The sequence below is a fragment of the Pseudohalioglobus sediminis genome (genome assembly GCF_008370495.1).
Classification (GTDB): domain Bacteria; phylum Pseudomonadota; class Gammaproteobacteria; order Pseudomonadales; family Halieaceae; genus Halioglobus.
Genome location: NZ_VTUX01000001.1, coordinates 118,897 through 134,785, shown reverse-complemented (window position 1 = coordinate 134,785; position 15,889 = coordinate 118,897). Strand labels below are relative to the sequence as shown.

General features: G+C 59.1%; 13 protein-coding genes. 9 read left to right on the top strand and 4 right to left on the bottom strand.

Annotated elements, in window-relative coordinates:
- Nucleotides 1-13: 13 nt before the first annotated feature.
- The gene (locus F0M18_RS00590; protein ID WP_149609446.1) at nt 14-1,168 is read right to left on the bottom strand and encodes a hypothetical protein; all 1,155 of its coding nucleotides are present in this window, start codon (nt 1,166-1,168) and stop codon (nt 14-16) included.
- Nucleotides 1,169-1,467: 299 nt separating this feature from the next.
- Between F0M18_RS00590 and F0M18_RS00585 the strand changes: the two genes are divergently transcribed.
- Nucleotides 1,468-2,961, top strand: a complete 1,494-nt coding sequence (locus tag F0M18_RS00585; RefSeq protein WP_262500784.1) for a UxaA family hydrolase — start codon at nt 1,468-1,470, stop codon at nt 2,959-2,961.
- A 186-nt stretch (nt 2,962-3,147) separates the two neighbouring features.
- Nucleotides 3,148-3,603, top strand: a complete 456-nt coding sequence (locus tag F0M18_RS00580; RefSeq protein WP_149609445.1) for a MaoC family dehydratase — start codon at nt 3,148-3,150, stop codon at nt 3,601-3,603.
- 86 nt (nt 3,604-3,689) lie between these two features.
- Here the strand turns inward: F0M18_RS00580 and F0M18_RS00575 are convergent, their stop codons facing one another.
- From F0M18_RS00575 to F0M18_RS00565, 3 genes are all read right to left on the bottom strand, one after another.
- Nucleotides 3,690-4,307 (bottom strand): cadmium resistance transporter, encoded by a 618-nt coding sequence (locus F0M18_RS00575; RefSeq protein WP_149609444.1) that lies wholly within the window; start codon nt 4,305-4,307, stop codon nt 3,690-3,692.
- 214 nt (nt 4,308-4,521) lie between these two features.
- Nucleotides 4,522-4,731 (bottom strand): hypothetical protein, encoded by a 210-nt coding sequence (locus tag F0M18_RS00570; protein ID WP_149609443.1) that lies wholly within the window; start codon nt 4,729-4,731, stop codon nt 4,522-4,524.
- A 159-nt stretch (nt 4,732-4,890) separates the two neighbouring features.
- On the bottom strand, nt 4,891-6,270 hold the full coding sequence (locus F0M18_RS00565) for a GntP family permease (protein WP_149609442.1): 1,380 nt from the start codon (nt 6,268-6,270) through the stop codon (nt 4,891-4,893).
- 337 nt (nt 6,271-6,607) lie between these two features.
- Between F0M18_RS00565 and F0M18_RS00560 the strand changes: the two genes are divergently transcribed.
- The 7 genes from F0M18_RS00560 (at nt 6,608) to F0M18_RS00530 (ending at nt 15,876) form a co-directional block, all read left to right on the top strand.
- On the top strand, nt 6,608-7,822 hold the full coding sequence (locus F0M18_RS00560; RefSeq protein ID WP_149609441.1) for a CaiB/BaiF CoA transferase family protein: 1,215 nt from the start codon (nt 6,608-6,610) through the stop codon (nt 7,820-7,822).
- Between the two features lie 34 nt (nt 7,823-7,856).
- On the top strand, nt 7,857-8,633 hold the full coding sequence (locus F0M18_RS00555; RefSeq protein WP_149609440.1) for an enoyl-CoA hydratase-related protein: 777 nt from the start codon (nt 7,857-7,859) through the stop codon (nt 8,631-8,633).
- Between the two features lie 45 nt (nt 8,634-8,678).
- Entirely contained in the window at nt 8,679-8,987 is a 309-nt protein-coding gene (locus F0M18_RS00550; RefSeq protein ID WP_149609439.1) for a putative quinol monooxygenase, read from the top strand.
- A 39-nt stretch (nt 8,988-9,026) separates the two neighbouring features.
- Nucleotides 9,027-10,331, top strand: coding sequence for a serine hydrolase domain-containing protein (locus F0M18_RS00545; protein ID WP_149609438.1), 1,305 nt, complete (start codon nt 9,027-9,029; stop codon nt 10,329-10,331).
- Nucleotides 10,332-10,455: 124 nt separating this feature from the next.
- Nucleotides 10,456-12,312 (top strand): MocR-like pyridoxine biosynthesis transcription factor PdxR, encoded by a 1,857-nt coding sequence (gene pdxR, locus F0M18_RS00540; RefSeq protein WP_149609437.1) that lies wholly within the window; start codon nt 10,456-10,458, stop codon nt 12,310-12,312.
- 82 nt (nt 12,313-12,394) lie between these two features.
- Nucleotides 12,395-13,258 carry a carbon-nitrogen hydrolase family protein gene (locus F0M18_RS00535; RefSeq protein WP_149609436.1) on the top strand — a complete coding sequence of 288 codons (864 nt, stop codon included), beginning with the start codon at nt 12,395-12,397 and terminating at the stop codon, nt 13,256-13,258.
- A gap of 119 nt (nt 13,259-13,377) precedes the next feature.
- Complete coding sequence (locus F0M18_RS00530) at nt 13,378-15,876, top strand: TonB-dependent receptor (RefSeq protein ID WP_149609435.1); 2,499 nt, start codon at nt 13,378-13,380, stop codon at nt 15,874-15,876.
- The last annotated feature ends 13 nt before the right edge of the window (nt 15,877-15,889 follow it).

Below are 15,889 nucleotides of genomic sequence, written 5' to 3'. Positions count from 1 at the left end.
GCAGCGGCACCCGTCAGGATGCCAGCCCCTTCTTCTCCAGGCAGTACAGCGCTTCCATCAGGTAGAAGTCTCCCCAGATCAGTTCGTTTCTCTCGGCGACGTGTTTCCTGCCGTTCATGCAACCGTTGAGCAGCATGCCCACGGGGCGAGTGTCCTGGTCATCGATGGGGGTCAGGTGTTGGCACAGGCTTTCCAGCATCGGCTCGAGGCGATCGACAAAGGGCCTGGCTTCTTCCGGCAGCGGATCCAGCACGGCGAGGCGCGCCAGTGCCGAACAGACGATGGCGGAGGAGGAGGTCTCCAACGGCGCGTCGGGATTGGGATCATTGAAATCCCAGGGCGGGATAGCGGCACCGACCCGGTCCCACCAGTAGTCAAACAGCTTGCCGGCCACAGCCAGGTAGTGCGTGTTACGGGTGTGCTCGTAAGCCCACAGGTTGCCGGCGATGGCCCAGGATTGACCACGGGTCCAGCATGAGTCATCGGCGTAGCCCAGCAGCGTCGGCAGTTCAGCGATCAGTTCGCCGGTTTCCCAGTTGAACATGATGTTCTCGATGGTGGAGCCGTCTTCGCGAATAAAATGCTCTTCCAGGACCTTGAGCATGCGCTCCGCTCCAATCAGGAAGGTGTCGTCGCCGGTTTCTTTCCAGGCCCACCAGTCCAGGATGAGGGCAGGGTGCACATTGTCGACACAGATAGTGTTGCGAGAAAGCGCGCCCGCAGCCACCTCATCGGTGAACTCTACAGCACCCAGGACCTGGCACTGGCTGCCCACCGGCATGGCGCCATTGCCCTTGTTGGCACTGGAGCGCATGGCCCAGGCTGCGGCCAGGGCCAGCGTACGCATATTCTGGTCACCGGTTGTTGCATAAAGACGTGCCGCTGAATACGCAAAGCGGTGCCCACGGAACATGTCATCCAGTTCCAGCTTGTGCCTGATGGCTTCCGTGCGGCTGAACGCCTCTTCGATCAACTCCGGGCGGTCCAGCAACTCCCCGGTCATACGCAGCATGTCCACCCAGTGGCCATCGACCCAGTCGCCAGTGGGTACGGTATTCCACTTGCCTGTTTCAGGGTCTGCATTGTGTGCCCAGGCATCGCCTATTTGTTCACGGGTGCTCAGTACGCGCTGGCACAGCAGGTTGAGTGCGTTTGCTCGATCGGCCATCAGACTTCTCCGGTGTGAATGTTTGAGGCCTGATTATCGCGCCGTATCGCACGTCCTTGCTTGATATGAGCGGACAGGGTTCTGCCGCTAACGACATCGCTGCTGACGCAGCGCCGCCAGGGTCCAGGCGCCGGCGGCTGCGGGGGGCAGGGCCCGCGTCACAACATGCGGGCTACTGAATCCGCCCCAGCCACGAAGCCCAACAGCACAGGCTATGCATTGTCGTGCAGGCGACACAACAGCCCTGCTGACTCGGCTATAATCCTCGGTTAAATCACTTGCGTCCCAGGGGTCTCACCATGATGAATCCGTGTATCCAACTTCACGCGAACGACGACGTGCTCATAGCGCGCGAAGATGTTCCCGCCGGCACAGCGTTGACGGATTCCGTCACGACCACCGCGGACATCCCCGCCGGTCACAAGGTGGCCAGGCGCGCGATAGCCAGTGGCGCTCCTGTGATCCGCTACAACCAGGTGATCGGTTTTGCTGTTCAGGATATCCGCCCGGGCGAACACGTACATTCCCACAACCTCGCGATGGGCCACGTCGACCTCGACTACGCGTTCTGCCGGGACGCCAAGCCGACCGTAGCGGACTCCCCCCAACGCACCTTCATGGGTATACGACGCGCCGATGGCCGGGTGGCGACGCGCAACTACATCGCCGTAATCTCCAGCGTCAATTGCTCGGCGACGGCGGCAAAGATGATTGGCGACCACTACCGCAACGCACTGGGTGAGTTCCCCAACGTGGACGGGGTACTGGCACTCACGCACAAGAGCGGCTGCGGGCTCGATCATCCGCTGCCCGGAATCAACGCACTCAAGAGCGCTCTGGCGGGTTATGCCCGCCACCCCAATATTGCCCACGTCATCGTGGTCGGCCTTGGCTGTGAAATCACCAACCTCGGCGACGTGCTCGGCGGCGCCCCCGGCGACTCCTATTCCATCCAGACCGAGGGCGGCACGCAGAAGCTGGTGGACAAGGTGATCGCGCGTATCGATGAAGTGCTGCCCGAGGTGAATGCGGTGCAGCGTGAGCCGGTGCCCCTGGCTGAACTCAAACTCGCCATGCAGTGCGGCGGTTCCTCGGGCGTATCCGGCATCAGCTGCAACCCGGCGCTGGGCTATGCGGTGGACCTGCTGGTCAGGCAGGGAGGCACGGCGATACTGTCCGAGACCACCGAGTGTTACGGCGCCGAGCACCTGCTCACCGCCCGCGCCGCCAGCGAGGAGGTCGGCCAGAAACTGGTGGACCGCATCAAGTGGTGGGAAGCTTTCACGGCGAAAAACAACATGGTCATCGACAACAATCCTTCCCCCGGCAACAAGGCCGGCGGCCTCACCACGATTATCGAGAAGTCGCTTGGCTCCATCGCCAAGGGTGGCACCACCAACCTCAACGAGGTATATCAGTATGCTGAGCCGGTGGCAGCGGGTAAGGGGCTGGTGTTCATGGACGCCCCCGCCTTTGACCCGGTGGGTGCCACCGCACAGGTCGCCGGAGGCGCCAACCTGATGGTGTTCACCACGGACCGCGGTTCCGCCTTTGGCTGCAAACCGGCACCGTCGATCAAGTTGGCCGGTAGCACTTCGCTTTATGAGCGTATGCCCGACGATATGGATATCAATGCCGGGACCATTCTTGATGGCACCGAGTCGGTGGAAGAGGTGGGTGTGCGTATTTTCGAGCGCATTATCGCCGTGGCTTCCGGTGAGCGCTCAAGGAGTGAGGCCATGGGCTATGGTGAGGAGGAATTTTGCCCCTGGGATATGGGGGTAATGCTCTGATAAGCAATTTGCACCAAGTGACTTTCCTTCTTGTCCTCTGACAGCAAGCGCTGCCTGCTTCAGCGCCGCGACAATACTCACTAAACAGCGGCGCCTGCCTCGGCTGCTCAGCAGCAGCCAGCGTGCGCGACGCTGAACGATGTCTGCCAACCCGGCGAAGTATGTCGCGAACAAGAGGATAGTGTTATGAGGGAAGAAGCGAAATTTTTTGAAGATTTCGAGATTGGTGAAACGCGTACGACCGATGCGAGGACCATCACCGAAACCGATATTGTCGTGCACGCTATGCATTCCGGCGACTGGATGCCGCACCATACGGATGCCGAGTGGTGTAAGACGCAGCCGTTCAAGAAGCCTATCATTCACGGCAATGCGACATTCAGTATCACTACCGGGCTCTGTCTCCAGGGAGAGCCGCTCAACCCCCACGGTATGTCTTACGGTTACGACAAAATTCGCTTTCCGGTCCCCGTGTTCGCGGGTGATACCATCAAGGTCAATGTGACCATTATCGAGAAAAAGGATCATCCCAAGAAATCCACCCACGGGCTGATCACGGAAGAGAAAGTCACCACCAATCAAAAGGGCGAGGTGGTCCTTGTCGCCCATCACGTGCTGTTTGTGGAAAAACGAAACCCGTAAGGGCGAAGCGCTGTGGCAAGGTTGGTGCGAGCGATTAAGCAGGTGACCCCTGCCTGTTCTTGCCGGCAACCGGGAGCCCTGCGGTTTCAGCCGAGGCTGTCCGTCGGGGTATCCAGAAGAATATACAGGCCGACACCGATCATTATCCAGGGGACTATCTTCTCCCCGCGCCGCTCTATGCACTCGGCCAGTGCGCGGTAGTTGATCAGGATCCCCGCTAGCGCAATCCACACTACTGCCAGCATCAGGTAGCTACTGGCGATAAACCACTGCCCCCCAGCCCCGGTCTCCGCCAGCAGGGGGAGCAGCACGGCCAGGCTGTCTCCGCTGTTGCCGGCCATCAGCATCAGGGTGCCGCTGCAGATGCTCCAGCGAGAGCGACCCGCCAGCGTATCGATTCCAATTTCGGGATGTCGCTCCCGCAGCCAGGCCATGTAGAGCATGCGCAGACCGAACAGCAGGGGTATCAGCCCAAGGTAGCCGAGCAGGTCGGGTTCCACCACTGTCCCCAGGGCAAGCCCCAGGGCCGCGACGCATAGCAGCGCGATGGCGGCACCAAGGTAACCCAGCAGCACGGCGGCACGCGCGCCCGGATTGGCACCCTGGAGTACAACAAGCAATAACAGGTTGTCGAGATTGGTGGCGACAAAACTGCTGGCGGTCAGGCCGAACAGGGTGGCAACCATTGATGGATTCAGGTCCATGCTGCGTGCGGCTCTTGCTGGGTTAATGAAGGTGCGGGCTCCGGTTCACTCATCTACCGAAGGCTACTGTGAAGAAGCGGCAGCCAAGACCACTCCTTGCAGAGCGGCACATGCCAGGGCCCTCAGCAAGACCGGTGACGAGGAGGCGCTGCAGCAGTTTACCGCAAAGGATTAAGCAGGTAAGTGCTGTCTGCCACCGGCAGGTCCTGACTCCCTACTGCGGAAACGTTTCCGTAACACCGAGGCGGGCACAGATATCCTGCAGCAGGCGTCGCGCTCTTTCGGGTTCTGACAGGCGCCCTTTGGCGAATCCTTCTTCAACGGCCATTCTGGCCCTGCCCCATTCGCCCCTGGCCAAATAGCGTTCGGCCTGGCTGATGTGCAGGTCGCCACGACTGGTTTTACGACACAATATATCCAGCATTACCTTAACCCTCTCACGGCCTGTAGCCTGCCCGCGCAGACGCGAAAAGTTTCTTGAACCCCGGCGCATAGATTCTCGACCCATGCGCTCGGCAACTAATTCCGGCAACTAATTCCGGCAATATGGCCCGGCAACACAGGTCGCCATCTAACAGGGCCATCAGAGCAGGGCCACCACGCCCATCACGCACAGGGTGGCGAACACGGGGATCACCACCGTGATCATGCCAACATCCCTGTAAGCCTCCTTGTGGGTGAGGCCGGTAATCGTCAGCATCGCGACAATGGCGCCACAGTGTGGCAGCGAGTCGAAGCCACCGCTGGCCATGATGGAAATGCGGTGCAGCGCGCCGGGACTGATGCCCATCTCAAGATAGGCCGGTGCCATGGTCTCCATGAATATCTGCAGACCACCGGAAGAAGAGCCGGTGATCGCCGATACCAGGCTCACCGAGGTAAACATCGACAGTAGCGGCGGCAGCCCGAAGTCCAGCATAACCCGGGTAAAACTTTCAAAACCGACGGTGTGGGTCACCACGCCCCCGAAGCCGATGACTGCGGCGGTGTTGACCAGTGGCAGCATGGCATCCTGTGCGCCATTGCCGGCAATCACCAGTGCATCGCGTCGCACCAGCGGAAACAGGGCGATCGCCAGCAGGGTGCCGAGCGCCAGTGCGATACAGGGCCAGACGATGGGCTGGCTGGAGGCAAAGCGCAGCAGCTCGAATGGCCAGGCGGCTGATGACAGTGTGGCCTCATCCAGGACGCCCGTGAACAGGCGAGGCAGCATGATCGTCAACAGCACCAGCGCCAGGGGCATGATGGCGACGGCAGCCGCTGGGTGTTGCGCGTCGTCTTCAGCGGCGTTGGCGATGCGATCCAGTGGGCCGGGTACGAAGTGCTCTCCGTTCAGGGCAGCCAGCAAACGCTGGCGTTCCAGATACCACATGCCGCCGCCGAACATGATCGCAGCCCCCATCAAACCCAGCCAGCCGCCGGCGAAGAGGTCAGTTTCCAACGCCACGGCGGCAATCACGTTCTGTACCGAGGGGGTGCCGGGAAGGGCGGTAAGGGTGAAAGTGCCAGCGCCCAGGGCCAGTGCCGCGCAGAACAGGCGCTTGGGAATATCCGCCTCCTTGAGCAGCCGCAGCCCGAGGGGATACATGGCAAAAATGACCACGAACGCCACCACACCACCATAGGTCAACAGGCCGCAGGACAGGGTGGTAATCCACAGGGCGCGGTGAGCCCCCAGCCGTTTGACCAGCGCCAGCGCGATACTGGCGGCGGCGTGGCTGTCGCCCATGACGCGACCGAATACGGCCCCGGCGGTAAACAACAGGAAAAACTTCCCCGCAAAGGTGAAGGCGCCAAGGGGCCCGAAAGAAAAATACTCGGTGATACCGCGAGCGAGCGGCAGGTCATTGGTCACAATCACCAGCAGCGAACTCAGTATCGCCGCCAGTACGATGTTGACACCTCGCAGGGCAAGCCAGACAAGGAGCGCGACACCGCCCAACAAACCCAGATATTCTATCAACTGACCAGCCCTCTATTCTTATTCCAGTATCGGGTTGCCGGCAAAGGGTAATCGCCGCCGACTGGCTCGATGCTGTGCGCAACCTGCGTGCTCCCAGGCATGCGATGGTTTAGCAGCATGTCAGTCCGTGGCAATCGAACGCGCTACCGATCCGAGGTGAATGTTTGCAGCGTTATTGTTCCGATTTGCTGTTTACCGTGCTTGATATGAGCGGACAGGGATGAAAGCACTGATAATAAAGGGCTGGCGCGTCATGTCCTCTCAAAGCAAGCGAAGCCCGCGGCCTTGTGGAAATAATAATGCGAGCACTGAAGCGAATAACCAGGAGTAGAGTCTTATGGGTGGAATACTGGAAGGTATCAGAGTAGTCGAAGTCGCCGCGATGGCCGCGGCGCCGTCCGCAACCGTGATCCTCGCAGATCTAGGGGCCGAAGTAATCAAGGTAGAGCCATCCAGCGGAGATCTATGGCGATACGGTCACAAGGTGGTGCCCATGCCGCCAAGTGATGTGCCTTATACCACGTTCATTCAGAACCGGACCAAGAAGTCGGTCGCCCTGAACCTGAACGTGCCTGCAGCGCAGGAAGCCCTGCACAAGCTGGCTGCCACAGCGGACGTGTTTCTCACCAATTCGCCACGCCAGGTGCAGGAAAAACTCAAGCACACCTACGAAGACATCAAGGCGGTTAATCCAAAAGTTATTTACGCATGGGTAAATGGCTTTGGTTCCCAGGGACCCGACAAGGACGCACCCGGTTATGACATGACCGCGCTGTATGCCCGCACCGGTCTCATGGAGGAAATGCGACCCAAGGGCGGGGACCCGGCAGTGCTGCCTGCCAGTGCCGGCGACCTGGCCACGGCGACCTCACTGTTCAGCGCGGTCATGACCGGCCTGTTCCATAGGGAGCGCACAGGCGAGGGGTCAAAGGTGTCAACGTCTCTCATGAGCAACGGGCTCTGGATTAACTCGAGCATGCTGCAGTCGACGCTGGTGGGAGCGCCACCGATACAGAAGTACCGGCGCACGGAATGGCCCAACCCGGTCACCGCGGGCACCTACAAGACCCGGGACGACCGCTTCATCATTATCGTGGAACTCAATCCCGCAAACTTCGAAAACTGTCTCGATGCCCTGGGGGCTGATCACCTGAAGGGCGATGAGCGATTCAGCACCCCGGAGCGGCGTTACCAGAACCACCAGGTGCTGTTCGACGAGATACAGAAAATTATCGGAGCGCATGATCTTTCTGCCATTGCCGAGATTCTGAGAAAAGGCCATGTGAATTTCAGCGTGACGCAGACGACTGAGGAATGCACCCGCGACGAGCACATGATCGCCAACGGCTGTTTCCCGGAAGTTGAGGGCACGGACGGTATCCGTACCGTGGACAGCCCGATCCAGATTCAGGCGCAAGGTATCGACAAGGTCAAACCGAGAAAGCCACCGGGGATCGGCGAACACACCCTGTCTGAGCTGATGGACCTGGGCTACAGCGAAGAGGACGTGCGGGCAATGGCAGAGGCGCGGGCGGTCGGCTTGCCGCGCTAGACAGGCTAGTTTATTCAACAGCGGAGAATTCATCATGAGCGATTTCAAGTACATGAAAACCGAACGCAAAGGCAGCGTCGGCGTAGTGACCTTCAACCGTCCGCAAGCAATGAATGCATTGAATGAGGAGGTGGCAATTGAGGTGACGGATGCCTTGATGGCGTTTGACGCTGACGACAGCATCGGCTGTATGGTCCTTGCGGGCGATGACAAGGCCTTCTGTGCCGGCGCCGACCTGAAGTGGATCGCGTCGCAGGATTTCGAGAGCGCCTACCTCACGGACCTGGCCGCATATATGGACAAAGTGGCCGAGCTGCGCAAGCCGGTGATTGCGGCGGTGAGAGGTTTCGCATTCGGGGGTGGCACTGAAATCGCACTGATGTGCGACATTATCATTGCCGATACCACGGCCCGGTTCGGCCTGCCAGAGGTGACCCTGGGTGTTATTCCAGGCGCCGGCGGTCCTGCCCGGCTGACGCGCGCGGTCGGCAAGGCCAAGGCGATGTACTACATCCTGACCGGGAAAAATATCAAGGCGGAAGAAGCCGAACGCATCGGTATGATCTCTCACGTCGTTGCCGATGGCCAATTAATGGAAGAGGCCATGGCAGTGGCCACCGTGATCGCAAGTAACCCGCGCCTGGCCGTGCTGGCGGGCAAGGAAGCGGTGAACCAGCAGGCGGAAACGCCGTTGATACCCGGGTTGAAACTCGAACGCCGCCTTTTCCACGGACTTTTCAGCACACCGGACCAGAAAGAAGGCATGGCTGCCTTCGCCGAAAAGCGTAAACCCGACTTCAGGCAATACTGAGGCCGGGGCACTGGCCACACAAAACCTACCCACGGGGGAAGGCACATGATTCAGGTAGTGACGACGGTCGAAGTCTTGCCGGACCGTCTGCAGGATTTTCTGTCCCTGTTGCACGAGACGGTTGCAACGGTTAAGGCTGAGGACGGGTGCCTGGCCTATGAGCCCATGGTGGATATCGCTACGGGATTGCCTACCCAGGTGGAGTTGCGCCCCAGCACCGTTACGCTGGTGGAAGCCTGGGCGAGCCTGGAAAGCCTCCAGGCCCATCTGCAGGCAAGCCACATGACCCGTTTTCGCGAAGCGGCGAAAGATTACGTCAAGCATGTCAGTCACCAGTGCCTGCAGCCTGTGTAATCGCCCGGTTACCCCACACTGGTTTAACAGGAGATAACAATGCATTCAGTATTCAGGGTGTTCGTCCCGCTAGTGCTGGTGGCCATCACGCCGCTGACGGCGCTGGCCGTGGATGTGAAAGATTCTCGCGACGGTTATTCGCTGCAAGAAAGCCAGCGCTATGCCAGCGCCACGAGCTATAGACAACTGCTTGGCGGCGGCGATATCACCTCCTGGTGGAGCGAGAATATCGCCCGCACCATGCGCACGGCGGTGCTTCCCAACCGGCTTCCTGCAAACACCTTCAAGCGCAACGAAAGCGCCTGGGCCGGGAAACTCGATAAAGTGAGCGCGAAGACCGACCTGGGCACCATGACCCTGGCCGAAGCGATCAATGATCCACGTTCGGCCACCAAGGCCATCATTGTCCTGCGCCGCGGCGAGGTGGTCTACGAGGCTTATCCGGGCCTGAAGCCGGCGGACAGTCATCTCTGGGCATCAGTGGCCAAACCCACCGCGGCGTTGCTCATAGAACAGCTGATTGATGAGGGTAAGCTTGCCGAGACGGATAGCGTCGCCGAGCACCTGCCTGACTTTGCCGGTACCGCACTGGGCGCGGTGCGCATCATTGAGTTGCTGGACATGGTTCCGGGTACCGATACTCACGACAGTGTGCAGACACGGCAGGAACCGGACTCGACGGCGACGCGTTACTATCTCGCCGAGTTCGGGGAAGCCTACAAGCATGGCAAGGTCGAGACGGTGCGCGAGATCTTGAAAGATGCGGAGCGCACGGGAGCACCCGGACAGGTATTCGAGTACAGCTCGGGTATCACCCAGATGCTGGTATTCATTGCCGAAGCCGTAACCGGGCAGAGTTGGCCGGACGCTTTCGACGAGCGGGTCTGGTCCCACGTACGCGCTGAGGGCCCGCTGCAGGTGCATCTCGCGCCGGATGGCATGGCCCTGGCACACGGTATTGTGTCCTCGCGGCTGCGTGACCTGGCGCGTTACGGTTTGCTCTATACACCCTATTGGTCACTGGTTGCAGACCGCCAGGTGGTGTCCGATGCCGCACGGGCGCGTATCGCCAGGCCGCATCACAGCCACGAGGTTTTCATGAAAGGCGATGGTGAGCGCTTCAGCGCCTATCTCGGTGAAACGCCGCTGGGTAATTCACGCCAGTGGGACGCGGTGTATGCCGATGGCGGCATGTTCAAGGGCGGGATGTTCGGGCAGGGGCTATACGTATTGCCGGAGGAGGGCATCGTTATAGCCTATTACTCAACCGTGCCCAGTTCCCCGCTGACCCGGTTCTTGCGGCCACTGTCGCAAGCGCTTGCCGGGAAAGAGGGTGAGGGCTAGGCCCCGGCACTTCAAGTGCCGGGGCAGCGTATAAAGCCCTTACTCGCACAGCCACGGGCAGGGCGCTGACAAACGCGCCAGTTTGTCGATGCAATCGAACTCTTGCGTGAGTTAAAATCCGCGCATGAGCGAAGCCATCATTTACCTCGACCCCGAATCTACACTCAATCTGCAGGCCCAGATCCGCCAGAAGCTGGTGGAGGCGATAACCCTGGGCAATTTCCCCGAGGGGCAGCGCCTTCCCTCCTCACGTAAGTTGGCGGAACACCTGGGGGTTGCCCGCAACACGGTCGTACTGGCCTACCAGCAATTGGTGGATGAGGGCTACCTCGTCAGCCGGGAGCGCAGTGGCCTGTATGTTAACGAGGAGATCAAGGCGGGCCAGGTAGCGCCGGAAAAGTTCCAGAAGCGCCGGCGGGAAGCCAGCTCGCGCTGGCGTATGCGCTTCAGGGGCTCACTGGCGCCATCGCAGGAGTTCACGTGTCCGCCGAACTGGCAGCAATACCCCTACCCGTTCCTGGAGGGCCAGTTCGATCATTCCCTGTATCCGGTCAAAGAGTGGCGAGAGGCGAGCAGGCTCGCGCTGGGGGTCAGGGAGATCAATGCCTGGGCAGGGGAGACGGGCGACATCGACGACCCGGTGCTGATCGAGCAGATTCGCACCCGCATCCTGCCACGTCGGGGTATTCAGGCGCGTCCGGAAGAGATACTGGTGACCGTGGGTACTCAGCAGGCGCTCTATCTGGTCGCCCAGCTGCTGGTTGACACACAGGTGGCGGTAGCAGTTGAGGAGCCGGGCTACCCGGGCATGCGTCGGCTGCTTGCACAGCGCGGCGCACCCATCATCTACCAGCCGGTAGACGAACAGGGCCTTGTTGTCGATGAGCGCCTGGACGACTGCCAGCTCATCTACGTCACCCCCAGCCACCAGACGCCGACGGCGGTAACCATGTCCATGGAGAGGCGGCAGGCCCTGCTTGCTGCAGCCGGCCGCAACGACGCATTGATTATTGAGGACGACTTCGAATTTGAGAGTAACTACCTGACGTCTCCCCATCCTGCTTTGCGCAGCATGGACAGGGAAGATCGGGTGATCTACGTGTCCTGTCTGTCAAAAGTCCTGTCACCCGGACTGAGGCTTGGCTTCATGGTGGCTGCGCCGGAGGTGATTGATGAGGCCCGTAAGCTGCGGCGGCTGATGGTTCGCCATCCGCCACTGAATAATCAGCGCACGGCGGCATTTTTCCTTTCACTGGGGCATTACGACAGCTTTCTCATGCACATGCATCGCATCTTTGAGCAACGCTGGATTGCCCTGCGCCGGGCGCTGAATTACTACATGTTGTTTTATGTTGAAATGGCACCCGCCCAGGGCGGTACCTCCCTCTGGGTGCGAGGGCCGGAGGACCTGGACGTCAAGTATGTGGCAGAAGAAGCCGCAAAGCGCGGCATATTGATCGAACCGGTAGACCACTATTATGCCACCTCCAACGCACCCAAAAACTGTTTCCGCATGGGGGTGACCAGTATTCCTCATGAGCGCATACGTGATGGCGTGCTGGCGCTGCGGGACCTGTTTCACGATCTGACTGAAAATAAAACCGAGACCTTCGACAACGCCAGGGGTGAGCACCTGGTGGGCAGCGCGTTACACGACGCGCTCGCGGGGAAAGTCATGGTCAGCGTCATTGCCTACGGTGATCCCTGCACTATCGAGATCTGCGATGACGGATCACTGATCGGCAAGGCCGGCTACGCTGCTGAGGACGTGGACCAGGGCCACTGGTGGATTGAAGGTGATCGCTGGCACCGCCAGTGGGGGCGCTGGGCCTGGGGCGAGACCGGGATCTACGATGTGCGCCGTGAAGGCAGTGTGATAAAGCTGTTCGATGAGGACGGCTGGCTGATTGATCGCTACATCCCCCAGCACATTCCTGATGGCGAAGCGCACGATGCAACAACTGGCCTAAACACGACCTGATAACTGGCCCTATCTACGCGGCGCCGTTTTTCATTAAATTCAATCATCGAACTATTTACTCGCATTTAAGGAAGACTGGCTCATGAGTCACTTCGCCGTCGCCGGGCTGCAGCTGGAAATATCTGGCAAGGACAATCGCTATCTCATCCAGAAGGAGATCGAAAGTACGCTCAGACTTTTCCCCTGGGTGCAGATGGTGGTGGTGGGCGAACTCGCCAGTTTCGGCACAGAGAAATCCTTTGCCCAGGCATTGCCTGGTGAAATTGAACAATTCTACTGCCGCATAGCACGCGATCTCGGCATCTGGCTGGTCCCCGGCAGCGTCTACGAAAAAGATGGCGACAAGGTGTACAACACCGCCCTGGTGATCGAGCCACAGGGGACGGTCGTCGGTCGTTATCGGAAAATGTTTCCTTTCTGCCCTTATGAAGAGGGTGTGCGGCCCGGCACTGAATTCCTGGTATTCGATGTGCCGGATGTTGGCCGTTTCGGGCTCAACATCTGTTATGACCAGTGGTTCCCGGAGACGGTGAGGCAAATGGCCTGGATGGGCGCTGAGGTTATCCTCTGTCCTACCATGACCAACACCACCGACAGGGACCTTGAGCTCTGTCTGGCGCGGGCAAACGCTGTCAGCAACCAGTGCTACGTATTCAATGTAAATGTGGCAGGCGCATTGGGCAACGGTAAATCCATAGTCGTTGCCCCCGATGGCAACATCGTTCACCAGGCCAGCGAACTTGCCGAGACTTTCCCATTGGAACTGGATCTCGGCCTCGTCAGGCGAGTGCGTGAACGCGGGGTCAATGGTTTAGGCCAGCCCTTGAAGAGCTTTCGCGATGCCAGCATTGATTTTCCTGTCTACTCCGGCGCGCTGCCGGAAGGCGCGATGGCTGAGCTGGGCCCGTTGGTCAAGCCGTCTGCGAAAGGCGCCAAACTGGACTAATAAGCGAGGGTCAATTGGCCCTACTTGTGAGCAGGCGGGTTGGGTAGTTTATCTGCAAGCAATAAAAACCGTATGCAAAGGGTCTCAAACGACTTAAATAACGGCACTCTGGGGGATACATGAAACCAAATCGCACATTCAGCAAGAAACTGCTGGCCACTGCCATCAGCACTGCGACCACGCTGACTGCTACGGCTGCGCTGGCACAGAACACGACACTGGAAGAGGTAATCGTGACTGCTTCAGCGAGGCAGCAGTCAATGCAGGATATACCCTACAACATCTCTGCGATGGCCGGAGAGGAGATTGAAGCGCTGCAGATCACTGACCAGGCAGAATTGCTGCGCGCGATGTCGGGCGTTTCGGTTGTCGATCGTGGTTATCGCAATTCCGGCACCGTCAACAGCATCATCATTCGAGGCCTGAACGTGGACAACGGCCTCAATGGTGACATCGCACTGAACGCGGTGCCTACGGTCTCGACCTATGTTGACAACACGCCCCTGTTTGCCAACTTCGTGCTTCGTGACATCCAGCGGGTGGAAGTGCTGCGCGGCCCTCAGGGCACGCTGTACGGATCAGGCTCGCTCGGCGGCACCGTACGCTACATCACCAACAAACCGACAACGGACGGTTTCGAAGGACAGGTCAGCGCGGGTTACAGCGAGACCTCCGGTTCTGACGGCAACAACGCCGATCTTTACGGCATGATCAATATTCCAATGGGTGACTCGTTTGCCGTGCGCGGTTCAATCGGGCGTATTGATAACGACGGTATTATTGATTACGTCAACGCCTACCAGCTCAACGAGTTTGGCGAGCCTCTGGTAGCCACTGCCGATGGCTGTGTAAGCCCCCGGGAGGCCGCTGACGACGCGGTGCTGAATAACGGTTCATGCTATCGCAACAAGAAGGATGCTGACGACGTTACTATCGATTACGCGCGTGTGGCCGCCGCCTGGGACATTACCGATAACCTGAGCATACTTGCCAGCTATCATCATCAGGAAGATGAGATCGGTGCCCGCCGTGCAGTTACCGAGGGCAATAACAACCAGCCGGTAGATTCCGACCTGTATTTTGAGTACGACGATCATGAGAGCGGCCAGGTGTTGCTGGAGCCGTCTGAACGCGATGTGGACCTGTTCAGCCTGGACGTGGAATGGGACCTTGGCTTCGCCACCCTGACCTCGAACTCGTCCTGGTACGATCATGAAGGTGAAGGCGACAGCGACAACGGCGGCCTCTGGGTCAGTGGTGGTGAGGAAATTCCCGAGAACAGCCGCGACTGGATTACCGCTTTTGGCTATAGCGGCTGGCCGCGGCCAGCCCAGCGCGCGGAACGCGGCTACAAAGACGAAGCCTTTGTCCAGGAACTGCGCCTGGTGTCAAACGAATCCATTGCCAACTTCGACTGGCTGGTTGGTGCCTTCTATCTTGACCAGGACCAGACTGTCTACCAGAACAGCTGGAACCCCGGAATGAATGAGTTCAGCGTAACCTGTGCTGAAACGGGTGACCCGGTCTGCGATAACTTCTGGCCCAAGGTCTATCCTGAGCTGAGTGAACGGGATTTTGAATACCGTCGCGATGTCACCTTTGAGGAGCTTGCCGTGTACGGCGAGCTTACCTACAACTTCACTGACGCCCTGCGCTTGACAGGTGGTCTGCGCTGGTTTGATAACGAAACCGTCAACGACACGATTATGGGTTTTCCACTGGGCATTAACGCCACATCTGATCCTGTGCCACAGTCGCGGGACGAGGACGACGATATTCTGGTCAAGCTAAACCTGTCCTGGGATATCAGTGATGCCAGCATGGTTTATGGCACCTACTCCGAGGGCTATCGTCGCGGTGGTGCCAACGCGATTCCCAGTCTCGACAATGGGGATAATTTTGGCGAGCCCAACGCGGAAGCGATTCGCAGCTACGATTCCGATTCAGTGAGCAACTATGAGCTCGGCTTCAAAGGTCAAACCGAGCGTATGGCCTATACCGTTTCGGTCTTTTACGTTGACTGGGAAGACCCGCAACTGAATACCACCTCTTCCTGGTGGGGCTTTTACATGGCCGAAAATGGCGATAAAGCCTCTACCTCAGGTATCGAACTCGAACTCAATGGCTACCTGACAGATGCCCTGGGCTATCACCTGGGCTATACCTACGTGAAAGCCGAACTGGAAGAGGATTTCTTCAGTACCCAGACCGGGGAACTCATCGCGCCTGATGGCTCCACGCTTCCCGGTACGCCTGAAAACGTCTTCAGCGGCTCTATGGACTACACCTGGCAGTTGTCCAGCGCAATGGACATGGTGGGCAGGGTCAACGCCTACTACCAGTCAGAATCCGAGAACTTCATCGACGCGGATTCACCGCAAGCACAGACTCACGATGACTTCTGGCTGTTCGGTGCCTCCCTGGGCCTGATCACCGAGAATTGGGATGTCACGCTCTACGGTAAAAACCTGGGTGATGAAGAGGGTGTCACGGGTGCCTTCCCCAGTGGCTACTGGAGCTTTGATACGGGCACCTTTGAGAACTGGTATGGCAATGGTAACCGGCAGATGATTACACAGCCGCGCACTATCGGGCTGGCGGCCAGCTATCGCTTCTAGGCATGCGGGCCAC

Coding starts and splice junctions, on each gene's coding strand:
- F0M18_RS00590 (WP_149609446.1), bottom strand. CDS start 1,168: ATGGCCGATCGAGCAAACGCACTCAACCTGCTGTGCCAGCGCGTACTG.
- F0M18_RS00585 (WP_262500784.1), top strand. CDS start 1,468: ATGATGAATCCGTGTATCCAACTTCACGCGAACGACGACGTGCTCATA.
- F0M18_RS00580 (WP_149609445.1), top strand. CDS start 3,148: ATGAGGGAAGAAGCGAAATTTTTTGAAGATTTCGAGATTGGTGAAACG.
- F0M18_RS00575 (WP_149609444.1), bottom strand. CDS start 4,307: ATGGACCTGAATCCATCAATGGTTGCCACCCTGTTCGGCCTGACCGCC.
- F0M18_RS00570 (WP_149609443.1), bottom strand. CDS start 4,731: ATGCTGGATATATTGTGTCGTAAAACCAGTCGTGGCGACCTGCACATC.
- F0M18_RS00560 (WP_149609441.1), top strand. CDS start 6,608: ATGGGTGGAATACTGGAAGGTATCAGAGTAGTCGAAGTCGCCGCGATG.
- F0M18_RS00555 (WP_149609440.1), top strand. CDS start 7,857: ATGAGCGATTTCAAGTACATGAAAACCGAACGCAAAGGCAGCGTCGGC.
- F0M18_RS00550 (WP_149609439.1), top strand. CDS start 8,679: ATGATTCAGGTAGTGACGACGGTCGAAGTCTTGCCGGACCGTCTGCAG.
- F0M18_RS00545 (WP_149609438.1), top strand. CDS start 9,027: ATGCATTCAGTATTCAGGGTGTTCGTCCCGCTAGTGCTGGTGGCCATC.
- pdxR (WP_149609437.1), top strand. CDS start 10,456: ATGAGCGAAGCCATCATTTACCTCGACCCCGAATCTACACTCAATCTG.
- F0M18_RS00535 (WP_149609436.1), top strand. CDS start 12,395: ATGAGTCACTTCGCCGTCGCCGGGCTGCAGCTGGAAATATCTGGCAAG.
- F0M18_RS00530 (WP_149609435.1), top strand. CDS start 13,378: ATGAAACCAAATCGCACATTCAGCAAGAAACTGCTGGCCACTGCCATC.